The following is a 21,971-nucleotide window of genomic DNA, read 5'->3' as shown; positions in this document are numbered from 1 at the left end:
ATATGCCAGAAAAACACTCGCTGTAAAACTTAAATAGAGCCCCTTCTATTAAGAAGTAGGCTCTACTTTGTGTCGAGGATACTTATTTACCACATGTAACGCATGAATAATCTCTTTGTTGATGCGCTCAATACTTTCAGGAGTATTCATTTCTTTAAATGCCTCATCTCTAGCTTCCATAGATGTAACATACTTACTTGGCAATGCGTTGAGTGTAAGTGCCACCGTGTCGAATTCACAGATTGTGCATTTACAAAATGTTTGATATTCTGGTCCTCGTAGTAAAAAGCTTACTAAACCACGCACAATTTCTTCTGTAACATTTACTAAAATAGGATCTGACATATTCAAACTTTCGCCTCATTTATATTTAATTGTTACATTACTCCTGAAACTATAATAGCCTTAATAAAAGTCTTTTTCAAGAATCACTAGTAGCATCTATTTACATATAATGTATAGTGTCAAAGTAAGGTTAATATCCTACTTATTTCTATTGATACATACCTTAATTACTACTTTTTGCTCTTATTAGTCTTAATGAATTAAAGACCACTAATAACGTAGCACCCATATCAGCAAAAATGGCTATCCATAATGTTAACCATCCTGGGATGACAAGTAGTAACGCTATTAATTTTAAAGCTAGGGCAAATATAATATTCTCTTTAATGATCCGTAATGTTTTTCTGCTTAAGCCAATTGTGTAAGGCAGCTTTGTTAAATCGTCACCCATTAGGGCAATATCAGCTGTCTCAAGGGCAGCATCCGTTCCTGCGCCTCCCATGGCAATTCCTACATTCGCTGTGGCCAATGCTGGTGCATCGTTTACACCATCCCCGACCATTGCTACTGCACCAAACTGTGCACGTAAATCCTTAATCGCCATTAATTTTTCTTCTGGTAATAAACTAGCGCGCACATCTGTCATTTTTAATGTTGTAGCAATAGCTTGTGCAGTAGGCTCTGCATCACCTGTTAACATCACCATATGCTTTACTTTTAAGGCATTTAATTTATGCAAGACATCCTTACTTTCTTGACGCAATTGATCAGCAATTCCAATCAAGCCAATAAGTTGATCATTGGAAACAACTGCTACTACTGTTTTACCCTGATCTTGAAGTTTCTTAACCTTGTTTTCAATATTTTTATCAACAGAAGCTAATGTAGCCACCCATTTCAGGCTACCTACATATATTCTCTGGCTGTCTACAGTAGCATAGGCACCTTTGCCAGTTACTGATTGAAAATCTGTTGGTACTAGCTCTTGTAAGTTTTTATTATGCAAAGTATTTAAAATAGCTTTTGCTAAAGGATGCTGTGATTGTTTTTCTACCGCAGCCACTAATTGCAAAACATAATCCTCGGACCGTTCATCCGTTGTCAAAATGTCTGTTACTGCAGGCTGCCCTTTAGTTAACGTCCCCGTTTTATCAAAGGCTACCGCTTCAATATGACCTAATTGTTCTAAATAAACACCGCCTTTAATAAGAACACCTTGCCTTGCAGCGTTTCCAATAGCAGTGACAATCGCAACCGGAGTAGAAACAACAAGTGCACATGGACATCCTACAACTAGCACGGCTAATCCTTGGTAAATCCAGTGTTGCCAATCCCCTACAAATAAAGGTGGAATTATAGCTACTAGAAAAGCAATGATCATAATGGCAGGTGTGTAATATTTAGCAAACCGATCAACAAATTGCTGTGAAGGAGCTTTTTCGGCCTGTGCTTCTTCAACAAGATGAATAATTTTAGCAATGGTTGTGTCCTCAACACGCTTTGTTACACGGACTTCTAGTGCACCTTCCTCATTCAATGTACCTGCAAAAACTTCATCATTTACCGTTTTATTAACTGGAATCGATTCGCCTGTAATGGCTGCTTGATTTACTGCCGATAAACCGCTAATGACAATGCCGTCCATCGCAATTTTTTGGCCTGGCTTAACAATTAGAATATCCCCTATTTGAATTTCTTCAGTAGGCAGTTCAATCTCATGGAAATGCTCACCGTGGGCTCTTTTAATAATCGCTGTTGGCGGAGCAATATCCATTAACTGACGGATTGATTGACGTGCTTTATCCATTGAATACGCCTCTAATGCTTCACTGACAGCAAATAAAAACACGACTACTGCCGCTTCTTCCCACTCACCAATAATGGCAGCTCCAATGATAGCGATGGTCATCAGAGTCTTCATATCAAATTCAAAACGTGCTAGATTTCGAAAGCCCGTTTTAAAAATACCCACACCGCCCACAAGGATAGCTAGGATAAACATTGTAATTGGAAGTGGGTTTGTTTCCCCACGCATATTAACTAATAAGTAGCCTAGAATAACAAAGAACAAAGAAATCCCTGCTAATACATTTTCCTTTTTACGGTAAAATGGTGTGGATTTTTCGAGTGTTCTTGCCACTGACTGAGTAACCTTAATGCCATCAAATGCGCCGGCTTCTTCAATTTGATTCACACTAATAGAGCCAACTACAGTTATTTTAGAAGCACCAAAATTGACTTGTGCATCTTGTACCTCAGGAATAGCCTTTACATTTTTCTCAAACTTTGCAGCACAACTCGCGCACGATAAATTTTGTAGCCTGTATTCTTGTTTAGTTGGTGTCGCTGCCATTCGCAATCCCCTCTTTCGCATGTTCATAGGCAATTGTTACGATTTGGTATACATGCTCATCCGCTAAAGAGTAATACACTTGCTTTCCTTTGCGGTGTGATTTTGCTAAATTATTGTCTTTTAGATAACGTAAATGATGTGATGCTGTTGCAACTGATGAACCAATAATAGAAGCAACATCACACACACATAACTCCTCTTCTACCTTTAAAGCATAGGCAATTTTAAGTCTAGTTTCATCAGATAAGGCTTTCAAAAACTTTGCTACACCCGATAAATCTGGCATTTGTTGCTGTACCCTTGTAACCGCTTCTTCGTTTACATGTGTCGTTTCACATATTTCCTTTGGCATTTTATCACCTCATTCAAATATTCGTTTGATTGTATTCAATGTAACATATTAATCCATCATATTCAAATGTGCATTTGAATGATAATGATTTATATCATTGTATTTTCTAGTCAATATAGAAAATTACAGAATCAAGAAAAAAAAGATTAGCGCACTTAATAAGTACGCTAATCTTTTATTACTGTGCCTTTAATTGCAATGTTTTACCTTTTATCTCTTCTTGTTTCACAAATGTTTGATGATATTCCCCTTTCGCCCAATCAAGTACCTGGTCTTGATACCAATCAGACTTTACATGTCCACTTTGACCTGGACCGACAATATGATAGGCGGAGCTTAGATCACCGACATCCACGACAAAGCGCCAAGATGCACCGTGATCCACATTACCAGCTAAATCATTGTCTGCTGCCTGCACCGTAACCTTGGAGCCGCCAATCGGTACCTTTTTAGCATTAAAATAGGCTGCAAGAATTGGGGACGCGCTCCCTAATGTGTGATCAAAAGTAAGCTGATGGAAATCCCCCCACTGCCACTTCGAAGCGTTTTTACCGAATTGATCCTCTAATTGGGCAACTGTGAGCTCGAGTGCCTTGAAAACTGCTTTATCCACGCCACCCTGTTCCTCTATCCAAATGCTTTTCTCCCCTGCATACGCTGTTCGTAAAAGCTGGTCTGTAATATTAAATTTCCCATACATAATGTTGTACATATCTTCTGGCATTTGATCTTTAAACAATACTTCTTGTAGCTTTATCATAAGTGTATGGAAGACGAGAGGTGCACCTGATTCTTTTGCATCCACCATGTCCCAATCCTCTAACATAGCAATAATCTCTGCATAATTACCATCCTGATCTTGAGCTTTTATAGAAGTTAATAAATTGGGTAAGAACTCTCTTGCATAAAGGTTATGTTGATCCATTTGTAAAGCCATCATATCCTCTACGGTGATAGAATCATTTGCCTCTAGCACTTCCTTAATTCTCTCGAAACGATAAGGTTGAGCCCAGAAATCTGTGATGTGATATGGATAGTCTTCTCCTATTACTTGGTTATTTGCTGTTGCAATAAAGCCTTCTTTTGGATTCACCACAGTTGGTAGCTCCTCCCAAGGAATAAAGCCCTCCCAACCATATTCGCTAGAATCACCTGGAACAGGTAATTGACCATCCCCTTGCTTACGAATTGGTATTTGACCATTGGCTTTATAGGCTATAGTGCCATCCTTTGATGCAAAAACAAAGTTTTGAGCTGGCGCCTTAAAATCCTCTAGTGCTTTTTCAAAGTCACCCCAAGATTTCGCCTTATTAAAGCCAAGCACCGCTCTCAGTTCTGCTGTAGATTGAAGTGCCGTCCATTGCATTGAAAATTGTGCTGTTGGCTCTGTATCCTTGAATGCTAAATCTGTCATAATGGGCCCGTGACGAGTCACAACGACTTCAAAGTCTACCGTTTCTCCATCCTTCACCTTGATAGATTCATCACGTACCTCTGCTTGCTCCCACTTACCATCATATCGGAACTGTGTTGGATCATCCGGATTTGGTATTTCAATGTATAAGTCCTGAACATCAGGACCCACATTCGTAACACCCCATGCAATTTCATCATTATGGCCTAAAATAATACCTGGAATCCCTGCAAAAATAACACCACTAACATTTTGTTCCGGCGATTGGAGATGCATTTGATACCAAATAGATGGCGTGCTTAATCCTAGATGTGGATCATCTGCTAAAATCGGTGTTCCTGATTTTGTTTTATCACCAGCTACAACCCAGTTATTACTACCGTTAAACTCATTTGGTAACAAGTCTGCATTGAATTGCCCTGCCACTGCAACAGGATTTTTTATGTTAGCCTCGATGATAGATGAGGCATTTTTAGGATATTTGATAAATAATTCTTTCGCCTTTTCCTCTTCAAAGTTTTGTAAAGCCCAATGACGGAAGGCTAATGTATTCCAATTTCCTCCTAAGTCATAAGCCATATACTTACCAATTGTTAAGGAATCAACGACGGTCCACTCCTCTGGCTCATAACCCAACAAAGCAAATTCATAACTTAATGTGTTTTTTTCCTTTGCCTGTGCAATAAATGCATTTACCCCTTCAGCATACCATTCGAGTACTTGCTTACTTTCTTCATCATAAGCTGCCAATGATTTTTCAGCTGCATCACGTAAACTAAATGTACGGAAATGTTTGTCCGAATTAACTGTTGCTTCCCCAATAATTTCAGACAATCGACCACTTGCCTGCCTTCTAGCTAAGTCCATTTGAAAAAGTCGATCTTGTGCTTGAACATAGCCTTGCGCACGATATAAGTCAGCATCTGTTTTTGCAAAGATATGCGGAACTCCCTTGTCATCCCTTGTAACTGTCACATCCTGATCAAGAATCTCCACAGCCAACTCACCATCAATTACAGGCTTAGATTTATTCATAAACCATGTAAATCCAATAAAAGCTACAATCACTACAGCTGCCAGTATGCCAGCCATAACAAGCAGCCACTTTTTCCATTTAAACTTTCTCTTCCCCATCTAATACCCCCTCTTTGCACTATATTCTTGTACTACCTTCCCAACCCCTTAAAACTTAGCTTAATCAACAATTTTTTTACAAATTTCCGTATGTTATGTATGTAAAATAGTCCATAAATACAAAATTTTATATTTATTCGCTATTAGAATAGTATAAACAATAAGAATTATGAAGGCTACCGTGCAATGATATTTTCATATAGAAGCTATTTTGGGCGAGGGATTCTATTGATGGGGCGTTGCCATGATCTTTGAGCGGTTTTTCTACCGGTTGAAGTGCTTTCCCTCATTCTTTGAGCGGATTCTCCCCCGATTGGAGCGCTTTCCCTCATTCTTTGAGCGGTTTCTCCTCTGATTGGAGCGCCTTCCAACCACCTTTGAGCGGTTTCTCCTCTGATTGGAGCACTTTCCCTCATTCTTTGAGCGCTTTCTCCACTAGTTGGAGCGCTTTCTGACCACATTTGAGCGGTTTCTCCACCGATTGGAGCACCTTCCCTCATTCTTTGAGCAGAAGGTTATCCTCATTGGAGTGCTTTTCCATCTTCTTTTGAGCGATTTCCTCTGCATGTGGACCGAACTCTCTCCCTGATGGTAAGCCCCCAGCATATTAAGTCCCATTCTTGAGTGAATTCTTCATTCGAGTGTATGCAATCAAACACCCTTAGTGGCTTTCTAAAACGGCAAAAAAATCGTATTTTCTATAGAAAATACGATTTTTAAAACTAGAAATGTAATTGCAATTCAATTGGACAATGATCACTGCCCATAACATGAGGGTGAATCGTTGCTACGTCGATTTGTTCCTTCAGCTGATCAGACACAATAAAATAATCAATACGCCATCCAATATTACGTTCGCGTACTTTATTCATATAGGACCACCATGTGTAATGGTCAGTTTCTTCAGGATGCTTATATCGGAAGGAATCGACAAAGCCACTAGCTAATAGCTCTGAGAATTTTTCGCGTTCTTCATATGTAAATCCTGAGTTTCCTATGTTCGACTTTGCATTTTTTAAATCAATTTCCGTATGTGCTACATTGAGGTCACCACAATAGACTACGGGCTTCTTGCTATTGAGCTCCTGTAAATAGCAGGCTAAACGGTCTTCCCATTCTAACCGCAGCGGTAATCTTGCTAAGTCCCGTTGTGCATTAGGCGTATAAACATTTACTAAATAGAACGCTTCATATTCCAAGGTAATGATTCTACCTTCATCCTGAGAATCTTCATCTCCTACTCCATACTTAACAGACAATGGTGTGTGCTTGGTAAATATAGCTGTTCCAGAATAGCCTTTTTTCTGTGCATAATTCCAATACTGTTCATAGCCATCGAGAGGCAGTTCCACTTGTCCAGCTTGACATTTAGTTTCTTGAATACAAAAGAAATCCGCTTCTACCTGATTAAAAAACTCCAAAAAGCCTTTTCCTAAGCAAGCTCGTATTCCATTAACATTCCACGATATTAATTTCAATTCATCCTCACTCCTAAGAAAAACGCCCTCCGACTTCTGCGAAGGGCGTCATATTATAGATCATCACCAACAATTTTAACCTCTGTTTCTAACTCAATACCAAATTTCTCTTTCACGACACGTTGCACCATTTGGATTGTCTCAATATAGTCAGAAGCAGTGGCATTCCCTTTATTGACAATAAAGCCGGCATGCTTGGTAGAGACTTCTGCTCCACCTATCCCTTTACCTTGCAAGCCACTATCTTGTATAAGCTTACCTGCAAAATGACCAGGTGGGCGTTTGAAAACACTTCCAGCTGACGGATATTCTAAAGGCTGCTTTGATTCACGCTGGAATGTTAAATCAGCAATCTTCGCATCAATTTCCTCCTGCACTCCTACGGCTAATTGAAATTCAGAGGACAATACATAGTAGCCCTTTTTGGCAATGATGCTTTGACGATAACCAAGCTCTAGCTCATCTTTAGATAATATTAAAATGTCTCCTTCTTTCGTTAACACCTTAGACGAAATAATAATATCTTTAATTTCTCCGCCATATGCACCTGCGTTCATAGCCATTGCTCCTCCAATTGATCCAGGAATACCGCAGGCAAATTCAAAACCTGTTAAAGAAGCTTTTGCAGATAGCTTTGATACATCCTTGATCAGCGCGCCACTTTGTGCATAAACATGCTCACCGTTAATTCGAATTTCATCTAAGCGTGAAAACGTTACAACGATACCTCTATGACCGCCATCGCGAACAACCATATTAGATCCGTTACCTAACATTAATAAAGGAATATTATTTATATATGCATAGCGAATAACTGATGCTGCTTCTTCTTCTGATTCAGGAAGAACAAAAACATCTGCTTTGCCACCTAATTTTGTCATTGTGTATTGCTGTAATGATTCATCTAACTTAATATTGGCAGGATTAATGCTCTTTGCTAAATCCATCGCCCATTGTTCTTTTGACATGAGAGCTAATTCCTTTCTAACGTCCTTCTTACTCTACACCAGTATGGATTTAGAACCCCAATTTGACAAGTAAAATGAAGGGTATTTTTATCTCACATTACAAGACAGGTAAGACCTGTGCAGAGATGATGAATATTATAAAGAAAATTGACCATCATTCCAAGTGTCGTTTTTGGCACAAATATTACATTTCATGTTAAAGCCAACTACTTGCCCATGTTTCTATATTGCGAATCGCACCTTCTAGTGCACGACCTTTATCTGTTAATGAATACTCAACACGAACTGGCACCTCAGAATATACTTTTCGTTCAACAAGCCCCTCTTTTTCAAGCTCCTTTAAACGTTCTGATAACAAGCGTCCACTGACAGGTAATGCAGACTCAATTTCATTAAAACGCTGTGGCCCGTCTAGTAATTGATATAATATTAAACCCGTCCATCGTTTTCCAATTAAATCCATCGCTTTTGCTAAACGAGGACATAAAGTAGTCTCATTCATATTTTTCACCTCTATGTAACTATTGTAACGATTATTGCAGTAAATGTAAATTTGGAGTAACTTATTTACGTAAAATAATTAATTAACTTTTATATATTTAATTACAAAAAGTAACTTTATACATCAATATTGTCATTAATAGGGCAAAAGCGTAATAACACTGCTATTAATAAAATGCACACGTTGACAATTTTATGACTACCTCATATAAATTCATTTCGTATTATGTTCACAGATTACACTTTTTTCAAAGATAACACTTCCACAATTATGAAAAATTTATTGAATAAACCAATTACTTACTTTATCATCGTTGTAGAATGCTGTTTTAGGGGGTTTTTAAATGAAAAAATACACTATTGATTTCAGTCATTCAACAATTAGCTTTTCAGTGCGACATATGATGATTTCCCGAATTCATGGTACGTTTGAATCGTACAACGCTGACATAGTTGCCACCAATATTGAGCAAATGCAAGATACAAACATTTCTTTTACGATTGCTGTGGCTAGTGTCTCTACCAAAAATTATGACCGTGATGTCCATCTCGTGTCTCCTGACTTTTTTGATGCAGACGTCTATCCAAAAATAGTATTTACCTCTACATATATTGATAAACTAAGTGAAAAAAATTTTGCGATTCACGGAGATTTAACAATCAAAAACATAACGAAGCCTATCGTATTTACAACAGTATATACAGGGAAAGGTGTCAATCCATGGGCACAAGAAGTATTTGGCTTCCAAGCAAAAGCACAAATCGATCGTCGTGATTTTAATTTAGTCTACAATACGTTTTTAGAAACTGGCGGAGTATTAATCAGTGACGAAATAGACATTGTCATAGACCTTGAGCTAAACCCTCTTTAATGCTAGTTTCTACCTTAAATGAAAGGAAGAACACATTTGCTATGGTTTGAGCATGGTTTACCATTTGAGTCTGTTTATATTTCTATCATCTTTTTAATTGTTTTTGGCAGTATCGTTGGTCTAAAAATAACCATTCGCTGATTTTAACAGTACCTGCCAAGGTTGTTTCAAAACGTACTAATATACGCGGTGGCTCAAATAATACTGGGGCATATACCTCCTATTACGAATGGAGAGGTCTTGAACTAAAAGTGAATGGCTACGACTATGGTTAACTAGTTGAAGGCGATAGCGGAATGTTAACCTATCAAGGCACACGGTATCAAACTTTATTAGACATAAAAAGGAGAGTAACGAATAATTCGTACTCTCCTTTGCTTTACATTATTTAATTAAATATTTAGCAAAGCCTGATTCTGTATCTCCTAAAAATTCAATACCACTATCTGCAGGAATAAACTTTTGTGCGTCTTTTGCAGTTTGGTAAATCACCTTTGTATTTGCCGGGAACGGTACAAATGACCAGTTATTATCCGCAGCAGGATTAATTGTTTTATTAGTCATAATATAATCAACAACAGCTTGACGATTTTCATAAGCATAGTTTGTTACATTGGAGCCGTCAGCATTTTTGAAAGTCGCCCCATATGAGCCACCAACACGGTAATTGTTTGTGATAATAATAAATTCTTGTTTTAAATCAATTGGCTTACCATTATATTGTACATTCTTAATACGATTTGCCTTTTCATCAGTAAGATTACCACGGCGATCATATTTAGCTGGTGATGTCACATCAATTTGATATGTTAAACCATCTAACACATCAAAATTATAAGAACGTGCTTCTGGATCAATAATATTTTGTTCTTCTGTTTTATTCGGGTCAATTGTAGCAAAAATACCTGCAGCCATCTCTAGCCATTCAATCGCTTGAGCGCCTGTCACTTTAATAGTAGCAACAGTATTGTCATAGTGATAAATGTCGGCCATATTTTTAATAGCAAGTGGCCCTACAGGAATGTTTGTATAATCCAATGGGTTATTTCGAGATCCTGCTTTGAAAGGTGCGCCAGCTGAAAGAATTGGTGTCTTTTCATCAGCAGTGCCCTTTAACTCTTGTTCAATAAACCATTTTTGAGCTTGTGTTACGATTTGAATAGAAGGATCATCTTGTACCATTGAGAAATAACTATGGATTGGCGCAGTTGTTTCTCCAACAGGCTGACGGATGTATGTTAATGTGCCTTCATGTGCTTCTTTTATAGCATCCAACACGGTTGTCGATGGTTGTAAGCCTTCTTGCTTGATCGATTGTAATGAACCTTTGCCATCTACCACAACCCACTCTGATCCTTTTTGTTCCAATTTTAGATCAATGACACCAAGATGGCTACCATAGCTACCTGCCATTACAGTAGGAACACCATGAATTGTACCCTTTTCTTGATCGACATCTTTCAAATCCTTATAGTCACCAGGGAATGTTAAATGAGAGTGCCCTGTAATTAAAGCGTCGATGCCTTCGATTTCTGCAAGTTGGTAACCAACATTTTCAGCACCTTTTACATAAGTGTCCTCTCCAATACCTGAATGTGAAAGAACAACAATGATATCTGCTCCAGCCTTTTGCATTTCTGGTACTACCTCTTTAACTGCTTCGACTGGTTCTTGCATTTCAACTTTACCTGCTAAATGAATGGCATCCCATTCAACAATTTTGGTTGGGACAATGCCTGTTACACCAACTTTAAGCGTATGCTTCTTGCCTGTACTATCAACCACTTCTTTATCAAGAATAACATAAGGTGTATACATGCGTTCTTTTGTTTTTGCATCATAAGTATTAGCATTCACTACAGGATATTTTGCATCATTTAATACTTCATCTAAAAAGTCTAGACCATAGTTAAATTCATGGTTTCCTAATGTTCCACCATCATATTTCAATGCGTTAAGTGCTGCTATAGCTGGATGAATTTCACCCGGCTTTAAGACACTTTCTAATGCTTTATAAGAGCCAAGTGGTGTACCTTGAATTAAATCTCCATTATCGAATAGTAATGTGTTTGGATTTTTAGCGCGTGCTTGTTCAATTAATGTAGCTGTATTCGCTAAACCAACCTCAGATGACGGTGCATCAAGATAGTAATTGTAATTAGCTAAATTGGTATGGATATCTGTCGTTCCTAAAATTTGAAGGTCTACTGACACGCCAGTTGAAGGTGCTTTGTATTCTGCTACAAAGCGCTCTACAATGCTCTCCATTTGCTCTTTCGTTACAAAATCGCGAGGGCGAATAGTATTATCCTCAAATGCTTGCAAAATATTTGCAGCGACAGCATTAGCTAAGTCTTGTTTATATGCCTCTGCTATTTGATCTGCATCCTTAAATTGCTCTAAAACAGAGAGGGAAACGTTTTCACTAACTAGTCCACGAGCGGATATAACAAATGCTTGTTGACGAGTTAATTGATCGTCTGGACCAAATGTAGTAGCTGTTTTACCTTTAATAAGCTTTAATTGTACGGCCTTTTCTACATAGGGTGCTAAATCTTTAGAGACATCGGTAAATGGAAGAGAAGATCCATCTCCTAGCTCTACATCTAAACTTTTTACTAATTCTTTTACATAATCTGCACGTGTTACATCATTGGAAGCAGCATCAGCAGAGAGCCCAAATGGTATAAACGCGAATAGAACTAGTAACATCGCAAAGAAATTAGCTATTAATTTCTTGTTCATACAACAACCTCCTTAATAATCAAGTATTTTCCTACAAATCCTATTATATTAAACTAACTCTATTTTTTACTGAATAAAAAGTCCTAAATATATGTATTTTTAAAAGAATGGGTATTTACTTTTCTCCGAAATAATAGATTACTATCATTTTTATCTTTATAGTCACAATAGGATGTTAGTAAATGTAAATTCTAAATAATGAATTAATATCAATATGTCCGACCTCCATACCACACCATACATCTATTCACAAAATAAAAAAGTCCTCTCTAAAATGAGAGGACTTTTATTAAAAAATATTTTTTATGCATTTACAGTTTGTAGTGATTGCGCTACTTTTTTCACTTCTTCTAGGCCATTTGCAATTATTTCTTGTGCTTTATCTGGTGAAGCATTGTGACCTTCAATTATTACTTCTTCGATAATTTCCATACCGAATACGCCACCTACAACATTTTTAATGTAGTTTACTGACATTTCCATTGGTTGTGCTTCTGGTAATGAATAGTAGCCACCACGAGCGTTTAAAACAATCGCTTTTTTATCAGTCATTAAGCTAATTAATTCACCATTTTCGCCATATTTGAATGTGTATCCAGCTTGATATACATAATCGATAAATGTTTGTAATGGTGCTGGAATTGTTAAGTTCCAAAGTGGGAATGCAAATACAACTAAATCAGCAGCAGTTAATGCATCCATTGCTTTTTGTTTAGCAGCTAAAAGACGCGATTCGATGTCTGTTAACTCTCCACCATTTTGTACTTTACCGAATGCATTGAAAAGGTCTTGTCCAAAATAAGGCATATCCTCTGCAAATACGTCAAAAGTTGTAACGTTTACACCTTGTACATTTTCCATGAATGTATCATACATTTTTGTTGAAATACCGTCTGGACGGTTATTAGCTTTTACTACTAAAACGTTCATTATATAAATTCTCCCCTAAATTTCATGTTTTGATATCTCGAATTCAAGATATGTGTTTATCTTAAAAAATTTCACCTAAAAAGTCAATGTTCCTTCCCTCAGACTTTAGACTGAAATATTATGTTACGATTTTTTCGGTATTATAAGAGGTATTTAAACCCTCTTAAAAATTACAGCTATCATCTGTACATACACCAGTATCCCCTGAACCAGCCATCTTTAGCTTTGGTTGTAAGCCCTCTTCCTCGGCTACTTTACGCAAGGTTTCTTCGAATACCTCCTGTGGCTGTGCCCCTGAAATACCATATTTGCGGTTTAAAACAAAGAATGGTACCCCGCGAACGCCAAGCTGTAGACCCTCTTGAATATCCGCTTCCACTTCATTTTTATAATCATCATTTGCAATAACCTTAGCAACCTCATCACGTTGTAATCCAACCTGCTCAGCAATTTCTAATAAAACAGCTTCTTGACCTATGCGCTTTCCTTCAATAAAGTGACTGTGTAAAAGCGTCTCCACTAGTGCCGTAACATCTCCCTGTTGCTCAGCCCATTTTACAAGTCGATGTGCTTTTAGCGTATTCTCTTCCATCAAATTGCTAAAATCATAGTTTAAGCCCACTTCTTTCGCTCGTTCCGTTACGCCAAGTGTCATTTCTTTAGCCTTCTCTATAGACATTCCGTATTTCTTCGCTAAGGATTCATAAACAGTAGTATTCGAATCCACTGGAGTAGTAGGGTCTAGTTGATAACTTTTATAGACTAGTTCCACTTGCCCGCCATAGCCAGTATCTTCAATTGCCTTTTCTAATTGCTTTTTACCTATATAACAAAATGGACATACATAATCAGACCAAATTTCAATTTTCATTAAACTCACTCCTTTTGCTACATTGTAGCGGCAGAGCAAATCCCAAGGCAATATTTATGCTTCATTGCATAAATTTTCAAGCCTATCTACATACTGAAGTTAAAAACAATGTGAGGTTTATCTATGACACAATCTCTTTGGCTCGCTACTGCCGAGTCAGTATCACTCTCTTCACTTACTTCCTCTGTAACTTGTGATGTCTGTATTATCGGAGGAGGATTGACTGGTTTATATACAGCCTACACCTTAGCAAAAGCTGGTGTCGATGTGGTTCTACTTGAGGCAAATACCCATTTTGGACACGGTACAACTGGCCATTCCACAGGGAAATTAACAGCGCAGCACAGCATCGTGTATGCTAATCTTTTAGAAAAACTATCGGTCGAAGAAGCACAGCTCTACTATCAGCTTAATCAACAAGCCATCGATCAAGCCAGACAAATACTTCCGGAAAATAGTGTGCGGCAAGTAGATTCGCTATTATATTGTCAATCGAAAGAAGGGTATGCACAATTATTAAAAGAGTGGAATGCTTATAAGGTTTTAAATATTAAGTCAAAAATTACTTCTGACACTGAACTACCCTTCCCTATTACAAAAGCCTTATGTATGTCACAACAGGCACAAATAAATCCTTTAGAGGTTAGTAATTTTCTTGTAAAAGAGGCACAGGCTATGGGCGCAAGACTATATTCAAATACCCGTGTGCAGCAATTAAACATACCACAAAATAACTTACATACCGAAAAAAACATCTCGGTTCAATATAACAAGCTTATTTTGTGCTCGCATTATCCAATTGAGGCATTTAGAGGACTACACCTTTTCAAATTGTCTAATAGTCGTTCATACATGGTTGCTAGTAAGGTTTCAGAGACGATGCAAGGACAATATTTATCAGTTGACTTCCCTTCTCGTTCTATCCGAACAGCTACTATTAACAACGAACATTACTTAGTACTTGGCGGAGCGAATCATATTGCTGGGGAGACCGTAAATACAGAGCCTTATTATGAAGCAATATCCAATGAAATGAAGGAGCATTTTGAGCAGCAACCACTCTATCGATGGTCTGCTCAGGATATTGAAACACCAGATATTGTACCTTATGTAGGTAGAATAACAAACTCCTTGCCAAATGTGCTCATTGCCACTGGCTACCGAAAATGGGGTATATCAAATTCCTTTGTCGCTGGGGACATCCTATCCTCCCTTATTACCGGTGCAAGAAGTGAGGATGGAGCCATTGCCCTTTATTCACCATCACGTACAAAATTCGGTGCGCAATTCATGCAGATGCTCAAAGTAGGTGGTTTTGTCGCAAAGGAATATATAGCTGGTTATATGAAGAATGTCACAGCTCCGACCTGCACACATTTAGGTTGTAAAACGAAATGGAATGAAGCGGATGAAACATGGGACTGCCCATGCCACGGTTCTCGTTTTAATGCAAAAGGAGAGGTGCTAGAGGGCCCAGCAGTACAACCATTAAAACTAGATTAAAAAAAGAGGCTGTCTTTATAGACAACCTCTTTTATATTATTTTAAAGCTTCTGTTAATACAGGTACAATTTGTTTTTTACGAGACACAACACCCGGTAATACAACACGATTGTTGATAAGCTCTGCACCGAATCCTTTTGCAGCCGCTTCAGCTACTTGTCCAATGGCAACAGCTGTTGAATCGTTATTTAAAATGTCAGTAACAACGAAGAAGAATAGATCTAAGCCGTTTTCTGCAACATTTTTATTTAATAAGATTTCTAACTCCTCTTGGCGATTAAGGACATCGTTAATATCAACTGCATTGACTTGAGCCACAACAGATTTGTACTCGCCAAATTGGAATTCTTTCGCATCTAATGATAATAGGTCTTCTAAAGATTTATCAGATAAATCAGCACCTGCTTTCAGCATCGCTAATCCATATTCTGCAGCATCCACCCCTGCAATTTGAGCTAGTTCCTCACCAGCTTTAACATCTTGTTCTGTGCAAGTTGGTGATTTGAAAAGTAATGTATCAGAAACGATTGCTGATAACATTAAACCAGCGATGTTTGCAGGTATTGCAACACCGTTTTCTTTGAAAATTTTGTTTAGAATTGTAGCCGTACAGCCGACAGGTTCAGCGCGATAATATAATGGATCAGCTGTTTGGAAGTTGGCAATACGGTGGTGGTCGATTACTTCTGTAATTTGTACTTCTTCGATACCGTCTGCAGATTGCTGGAACTCATTGTGGTCAACAAGAATTACTTTGTCCGCTTCCCCTACTACAGATGTAATTAAACGAGGTGCCTCAAAACCAAATTTGTCTAATGCAAACTGAGTTTCATTATTAACATCTCCAAGACGCACTGCCTCAGCTTCCTCACCAATTTGTTGTTTTAAATAGGCATATACAATAGCAGACGTGATTGTGTCTGTATCTGGATTTTTATGTCCAAAAACTAATACTTTACTCATTGAATCAATTCCTCCTAAAATAGCACTTACATTTGTATTTTATTTTATCATACTTTATAGCCTTATAAGCGATAAAGTCAAACTTTGAATCCATTAATGCCTCTGCAAAATAAGGGTCCACATTCCCCAAAGCCGGTGTCCTATCTTGGACAGTTGTTTACTATCTGATCTCTCAAAAACTCTCTCAAAACCGGTACAATTTGTCTCAGACTACAATCGTTCTGTCTAAAATTTACTATAGAAAAATAATCCTAAACGTTTAAAAACTTACTTTTCGAATAGGATAGATAGATTATAACCCCCTTGACCTGTAATGTACAATTCAAAAACGATTAAATCCTCTTATACTATTATCTATTTTTACCAGCCTTTTTTTAACATTCAATAGTAAAAATATATCTTTTTTTAAAAAAATATAGTTTACATAGATATTTAGTTGTGTTTTCATATTTAAGTCATCATAATTTTATGCTATCATCAGATAGTCTATATTATTGGATATTCAGGAAATGGGGATTACGATGACAAAGAAGATGGAAAAAAAGTACATTCCTTTAGCAAACTATTTTGAAGTAGCTTTACAACAAGAAATAACTTTATCCTTTAGTGAGTTAGAAAACATTATGGGACAAGCACTACCAAACGCCGCCTACTTAAATAAAAGCTGGTGGAAAAAAACGAAGCCCCCTCTCTCACATTATTTATCATGGACAAATGCAGGTTATTATGTCATTGATGTTAAATTAGGTACTAGTGTCACTTTCTCTCGCACTCAAATGAAGACTACTGAAAACAATACTGCTAACAATGAGGAAAACCCTTCAGCATACATAATTAGAGGGATTGAAGCATCCGATGCTCGTTCATTCATTCATTTACAAGAGGAGATTTTCCAACAAACTGACTTCATGTATAATGTTCAAAATGAGCTAGACCTAACTGTTCAACAACTTCGTAAAAATTTAGCCTATTGGAAGCAACTAAAAAATCGTACAATTCTACTTTGTGTTTTAAATGGGATATTTGCAGGCTATGCTGTCGTACATGGGTATAAACAATCAAAAGTGAGACATGTTGCCTCTATTCGTTTAGCTGTGAAGGAAGAACATCAACAAAAGGGCATTGGCTCAGCACTAATGAAGGCTGTTGAAAATTGGTCTAAACAACGTGATATTTCTCGTTTAGAATTAACGGTTATGGAGCATAACAATGTGGCTTTACATCTTTTTACAAAGCTAGGATTCCAACAAGAAGGCATTCGACAAAATGCTATTAAATTAAATAATACTTATGTTAACGAATATTGCTTAAGTAAAATTCTATAATTCACTTTTCCTAGATGTCTAAATCATATTTGGACATCTTTTTTTAGTTTCTCAAAAAAATACGCATAGACTTGTGTGTTGTTACACACCATCTATGCGTTGTCTCCCTTAAAAAACCTGTTTCTCTCTAACAGCATCTAAAAACAGTACATTATTTTCCACTTGCTCATAGGATTGCTGATATTTTTCATACTGCCCCTTGTCCTGACTTATCATTTCCTCTATCAGTGCATGCAAGAAAGAAAATAACACAGGAGCGATGTCTAGCGAAGAATGATTTTTTGTGCCAAGAGCAAATAATGCACTAGCATATTCCCGAATAGGCGAAAATGCAGAACCTGTAATGGCAATAATCTTCACCTTTTTTATCTTGGCAATTTCAATAATTGTCTTAATATCTTTCATTTGTTTATCAAAAGATAGCACAATTAAAGTCGTATGTTCGCCCATGCTATTCATTTGATTAACTAGCTCCTCCGAGTCCAAACGAAGTTGCTTAATATTTGTACGTAACGTTTTTAATGTGTTTGAAAGCCAATTCGCCACAGATGCATGATGACAGGTACCTAGAATATAGATATTATCTGCTTCATGCATCCATTTTGAACTTTTTTGAATTTGTTGCTCGTTAATTAGCTGAATTGTTTCTTGAATATGTTGGCTATCTCGATGCATAATCTTACCAAAGTTAGAATTGGTCAGCTTTTTAGCAATATATGTAGGCTGTAGGTTAGTTCCTACACTTTGAGACATGATATCATTTCTTATTTCCTCTTGAAGTTCTACATACCCTGATAATTCCATGGCATAACAAAAACGAATCACTGTAGATTCACTTACATTAGCAAGTCTGCCAACCTCTGCAGCCCCATTAGCAATAACAGTAGTGGGATTATCCATTACAAATTGCGCTACTTTGCGTTGACCCTTTGACAGCCTTACAAACCTTTTCTTTATATCCTCATGAATACTCATTCCTAACAACCTTTCTTTCAATGACCTTATCACGAATGGGAGATTGTTTCCTACTGACTCAAAATTCGATTAAAAATACAGTATCATGATTACAATTTGAATACAATGACTTTTCTGAAAAATCTTTATCGCATTAACCTGCTAATATAGCAATTTAGTTTATAATTTAACTTTTTTATTGATTTGTCATTTTAACAAATAATTTAGTCAAATTAAATAAAAATTAATAAATACTCATTTTTACTTCTTAAACTAGCGAATAAAGACAAAAATGTCCTGGATCCATTATTCAGATCCAGAACATTCAATTTTATGTCTATTCTAATTCAAGTTGCTTCGTTTCTTTCCCAAGGAAGATAACACCCACAACGCCAATAATGATTGCTCCACAGAAGATGGCAAAGATGAAACCTATGTCATACCCTGCTGTTAATAGAAAACCAACAAGCAATGGACCAAAAATACCACCTATTCTCCCTACAGCTGCCGCCATTCCCGCACCTGTTCCACGAATGATAGAAGGATACTGCTCCGGTGTATAAGCGTATAATGCTCCCCAAGCTCCTAAGTTAAAGAAAGATAAAAACATACCCGAAGTTAACAGCATGGCAAGAGTATCTGCATTCCCAAAAATTAATGCACTCACAGCGGTACCAATTAGATAAGAAACAAGGACAAATTTGCGTCCAAATTTTTCTATAAACCAAGCTGCTGTAAAGTATCCTGGCAATTGAGCTAATGTCATGATCAAAACATATTTAAAGCTTGTAATCATATCAAAGCCCTTTCCAACCATTACACTTGGAAGCCATAAAAACATACCATAATAGGAGAATACAACTGTAAACCATAAAATCCACAGCATCAATGTCGATTTAGCATACTTCTTCGACCAAACTTCTTTCATATTTTGGCTAATGCTTCTTTTTTTAGATTCTTCCTTCACAGTAAATTGAGGTGAATCAGGCAGATGCCAACGAAGATAAATAGCATAAAATGCTGGAAGCGCTGTTAGTATCAATGCCACTCGCCACCCCCATGTAGGAATGACAAAATACGAAATAAGCGCTGCAATTAACCATCCTGCTGCCCAAAAACTTTCTAGTAAAACAACTACTCGCCCTCTTTCTTTCGCTGCTACACTTTCAGATACTAATGTAGAGGCAACGGGCAATTCTCCACCTAGACCCATCCCAACTAAAAAGCGCAAAATTAAAAATGCAGTTAATGACGTAGTAAATGCAGACAAACCACTTGCAACAGAAAAGAGAACAAGTGTCCACATAAAAATTTGTTTCCGTCCTACTTTATCAGCAAATACCCCAAAAAAGAGAGCCCCTACTGCCATCCCGATTGAATTAATACTACCAATCCAGCCAGATTGACTTGGTGTAAGTCCCCAATCTGCTGCTAACGCTGCAATGACGAAAGATAATATACCAACGTCCATTGCATCGAAGAGCCACCCTACCCCTGCAACACCCAAAAGCTTATTTCTTGAGATGGGTTGTTGAGGTCTATTTGTTACGGCTGTATTTATTGTCATCCTAATCACCTGTCTTTACACTTGACTTTACATTACAAGATTACTATACAGTTGTTTCAAGAAAGTGACAAGTAAAATTCAAATTACCGAATTGTTTCGACAATTAACGAAATGCTATTGAAATAATAGTGCAATTTGCGTTAAAATGTCTTTTATACAAAAACAACTGTTCTTTCTATAAGAACAAAAGGAGATCGTAACGTTATGTGGAAAGGCCTTATTGAAGAATATAAACAATTTTTACCCGTAACTGAAAATACACCCGCTTTAACTTTAAACGAAGGCAATACGCCTCTTATACATTTAGTGAATTTATCAAAGAAACTAGGTATTGAGCTTTATGGAAAAATTGAAGGTGCAAACCCGACTGGATCATTTAAAGACCGAGGAATGGTGTTTGCAGTTGCAAAAGCTATTGAGGACGGAAGTCGATGTGTTATTTGCGCTTCTACAGGAAACACTTCGGCTGCTGCCGCTGCATATGCAACACGTGCTGGTATTCAATCAATCGTTGTCATCCCTAAAGGGAAAGTTGCTCTTGGTAAACTAGCACAAGCAACCATGTATGGTGCAAAAATCATTGAAATAGATGGTAACTTTGATGATGCTCTTAATATCGTTCGCCAGGTGAGTGAAACAACTCCTGTTGCACTTGTAAATTCGGTAAATCCATATCGTATTGAGGGTCAAAAAACAGCATCCTTTGAAATTGTAGATGCCTTAGGTTCAGCACCAGATTATTTGTGTATTCCAGTTGGGAACGCAGGGAATATTACAGCATACTGGAAAGGCTTTAAAGAATATGATGCTGCAAAAGATTGCGGTCTACCAAAAATGTATGGCTTTGAGGCTGAAGGTGCCGCAGCAATCGTCAAAGGCGAACCGATTGCAAACCCAGAGACAGTAGCAACAGCCATTCGAATAGGTAATCCGGCTAGTTGGAAATTGGCAGAAGCAGCTCGCGATGAATCTGGTGGTATGATTGATTCGGTTACAGATGAAGAAATTGTAGCTGCCTATAAATTAATTGCAAGTACAGAAGGTATTTTTGTTGAGCCAGGTTCAGCTGCTTCTTTAGCAGGTGTTATTAAGTCCGTAGAAAGTGGAAAAATTCCACTGGGCGCTAAAGTTGTAACGATCTTTACAGGTAACGGGCTAAAAGATCCTGATACTGCAATGAATGTTTCTTCTGTCGAAGTTGTATCCCTCAAAAATGATGAAGAAGAAATTCGTGCATATATTGAGGGTGTACTATGAGTAAAACGTGGCAAATCTCAGTTCCTGGAAGCACAGCCAACTTAGGTCCCGGCTTTGATTCAATAGGACTCGGCTTGTCTCTTTACTTAAAACTTACCGTGACTTTACAAGATCATTGGGATATTATTCATCTTGATGATAATGGTCCTAAAGAGTTTGAGCTAGAAGAACACTTACTATACGTCATTGCTAAAAAAATCGCCCAACAATACGGTCAACAACTACCTGCTTGTCGTGTTGAAATGGCTAGTGAACTCCCGTTAGCACGTGGTCTCGGAAGTAGTGCAGCTGTTATTGTTGCGGGTATTGAGCTTGCTAACCAAGTATGTGAGCTTGATTTAACTACTCAAGATAAACTCAATCTATCCTCACAAATTGAGGGGCATCCAGATAACGCAACCGCTTCTGTTTTAGGGGGATTAACCATATCCTCTATGGACGATAACGGCCTAGTCGATACATTTCATATTAATGATATCGATGCATCCTTTGTTGTATA

Annotated in this window: 18 protein-coding genes; 5 read left to right on the top strand and 13 right to left on the bottom strand. The window is 37.5% G+C overall.

The annotated features are described in order from the left end of the window. Positions 1 to 48: 48 nt before the first annotated feature. The 7 genes from RT445_RS11835 to RT445_RS11805 all read right to left on the bottom strand — a co-directional run bounded on the left by RT445_RS11835 (position 49) and on the right by RT445_RS11805 (position 8,486). Entirely contained in the window at positions 49 to 345 is a 297-nt protein-coding gene (locus RT445_RS11835) for a late competence development ComFB family protein (RefSeq protein ID WP_396631763.1), read from the bottom strand. A 163-nt stretch (positions 346 to 508) separates the two neighbouring features. Then, complete coding sequence (locus tag RT445_RS11830) at positions 509 to 2,638, bottom strand: heavy metal translocating P-type ATPase (RefSeq protein ID WP_313470634.1); 2,130 nt, start codon at positions 2,636 to 2,638, stop codon at positions 509 to 511. After that, positions 2,619 to 2,990 (bottom strand): ArsR/SmtB family transcription factor, encoded by a 372-nt coding sequence (locus RT445_RS11825; RefSeq protein ID WP_274794706.1) that lies wholly within the window; start codon positions 2,988 to 2,990, stop codon positions 2,619 to 2,621. The genes RT445_RS11830 and RT445_RS11825 overlap by 20 nt, the downstream gene beginning before the upstream one ends. Before the next feature lie 178 nt (positions 2,991 to 3,168). Next, positions 3,169 to 5,538 (bottom strand): penicillin acylase family protein, encoded by a 2,370-nt coding sequence (locus RT445_RS11820; RefSeq protein WP_274794707.1) that lies wholly within the window; start codon positions 5,536 to 5,538, stop codon positions 3,169 to 3,171. A 722-nt stretch (positions 5,539 to 6,260) separates the two neighbouring features. After that, positions 6,261 to 7,016, bottom strand: coding sequence for an exodeoxyribonuclease III (locus tag RT445_RS11815; protein ID WP_312506968.1), 756 nt, complete (start codon positions 7,014 to 7,016; stop codon positions 6,261 to 6,263). Between the two features lie 53 nt (positions 7,017 to 7,069). Continuing rightward, positions 7,070 to 7,984, bottom strand: coding sequence for a UDP-N-acetylmuramate dehydrogenase (gene murB, locus RT445_RS11810; protein ID WP_312506969.1), 915 nt, complete (start codon positions 7,982 to 7,984; stop codon positions 7,070 to 7,072). Positions 7,985 to 8,180: 196 nt separating this feature from the next. After that, positions 8,181 to 8,486 (bottom strand): winged helix-turn-helix transcriptional regulator, encoded by a 306-nt coding sequence (locus tag RT445_RS11805; protein ID WP_036119224.1) that lies wholly within the window; start codon positions 8,484 to 8,486, stop codon positions 8,181 to 8,183. A 343-nt stretch (positions 8,487 to 8,829) separates the two neighbouring features. Here RT445_RS11805 and RT445_RS11800 point away from each other — a divergent pair, with 343 nt between their 5' ends. Next, entirely contained in the window at positions 8,830 to 9,357 is a 528-nt protein-coding gene (locus RT445_RS11800; protein ID WP_312506970.1) for a YceI family protein, read from the top strand. 384 nt (positions 9,358 to 9,741) lie between these two features. On the opposite strand, the gene RT445_RS11795 is transcribed toward RT445_RS11800, so the two are convergent. The 3 genes from RT445_RS11795 to RT445_RS11785 form a co-directional block, all read right to left on the bottom strand. Beyond that, positions 9,742 to 12,102: a bifunctional 2',3'-cyclic-nucleotide 2'-phosphodiesterase/3'-nucleotidase gene (locus tag RT445_RS11795; RefSeq protein WP_312506971.1), complete on the bottom strand. Its 2,361-nt coding sequence runs from the start codon at positions 12,100 to 12,102 to the stop codon at positions 9,742 to 9,744. Positions 12,103 to 12,405: 303 nt separating this feature from the next. Further along, on the bottom strand, positions 12,406 to 13,032 hold the full coding sequence (locus RT445_RS11790; RefSeq protein ID WP_274794713.1) for an FMN-dependent NADH-azoreductase: 627 nt from the start codon (positions 13,030 to 13,032) through the stop codon (positions 12,406 to 12,408). 163 nt (positions 13,033 to 13,195) lie between these two features. Continuing rightward, entirely contained in the window at positions 13,196 to 13,903 is a 708-nt protein-coding gene (locus RT445_RS11785) for a DsbA family oxidoreductase (RefSeq protein WP_274794714.1), read from the bottom strand. A 123-nt stretch (positions 13,904 to 14,026) separates the two neighbouring features. Here RT445_RS11785 and RT445_RS11780 point away from each other — a divergent pair, with 123 nt between their 5' ends. Continuing rightward, positions 14,027 to 15,406 carry an FAD-dependent oxidoreductase gene (locus RT445_RS11780; protein WP_312506972.1) on the top strand — a complete coding sequence of 460 codons (1,380 nt, stop codon included), beginning with the start codon at positions 14,027 to 14,029 and terminating at the stop codon, positions 15,404 to 15,406. 36 nt (positions 15,407 to 15,442) lie between these two features. Here RT445_RS11780 and RT445_RS11775 read toward each other — a convergent pair whose 3' ends face one another. Then, a complete protein-coding gene (locus tag RT445_RS11775) occupies positions 15,443 to 16,369 on the bottom strand; it encodes a manganese-dependent inorganic pyrophosphatase (RefSeq protein WP_312506973.1) in 927 nt (308 codons plus the stop codon). A gap of 521 nt (positions 16,370 to 16,890) precedes the next feature. Here RT445_RS11775 and RT445_RS11770 point away from each other — a divergent pair. Beyond that, positions 16,891 to 17,694: a GNAT family N-acetyltransferase gene (locus tag RT445_RS11770; RefSeq protein WP_274794717.1), complete on the top strand. Its 804-nt coding sequence runs from the start codon at positions 16,891 to 16,893 to the stop codon at positions 17,692 to 17,694. 108 nt (positions 17,695 to 17,802) lie between these two features. Here RT445_RS11770 and RT445_RS11765 read toward each other — a convergent pair whose 3' ends face one another. Both RT445_RS11765 and RT445_RS11760 read right to left on the bottom strand, forming a co-directional pair. Then, entirely contained in the window at positions 17,803 to 18,669 is an 867-nt protein-coding gene (locus RT445_RS11765) for a MurR/RpiR family transcriptional regulator (protein ID WP_274794718.1), read from the bottom strand. A gap of 316 nt (positions 18,670 to 18,985) precedes the next feature. Beyond that, the gene (locus tag RT445_RS11760) at positions 18,986 to 20,215 is read right to left on the bottom strand and encodes an MFS transporter (protein ID WP_274794719.1); all 1,230 of its coding nucleotides are present in this window, start codon (positions 20,213 to 20,215) and stop codon (positions 18,986 to 18,988) included. Between the two features lie 204 nt (positions 20,216 to 20,419). On the opposite strand from RT445_RS11760, the gene thrC reads away from it, so the two are divergent. After that, positions 20,420 to 21,472: a threonine synthase gene (gene thrC, locus RT445_RS11755; RefSeq protein WP_312506974.1), complete on the top strand. Its 1,053-nt coding sequence runs from the start codon at positions 20,420 to 20,422 to the stop codon at positions 21,470 to 21,472. Continuing rightward, the coding region (locus tag RT445_RS11750) for a homoserine kinase (RefSeq protein ID WP_396631804.1) at positions 21,469 to 21,971 on the top strand (503 nt) is incomplete at its 3' end. The genes thrC and RT445_RS11750, both read left to right, overlap by 4 nt.

Origin of the sequence: Lysinibacillus sp. (genome assembly GCF_032093475.1) — a bacterium.
GTDB classification, from domain to species: Bacteria; Bacillota; Bacilli; order Bacillales_A; family Planococcaceae; genus Lysinibacillus; species Lysinibacillus irui.
This window is presented reverse-complemented; position numbering and strand designations above follow the sequence as displayed.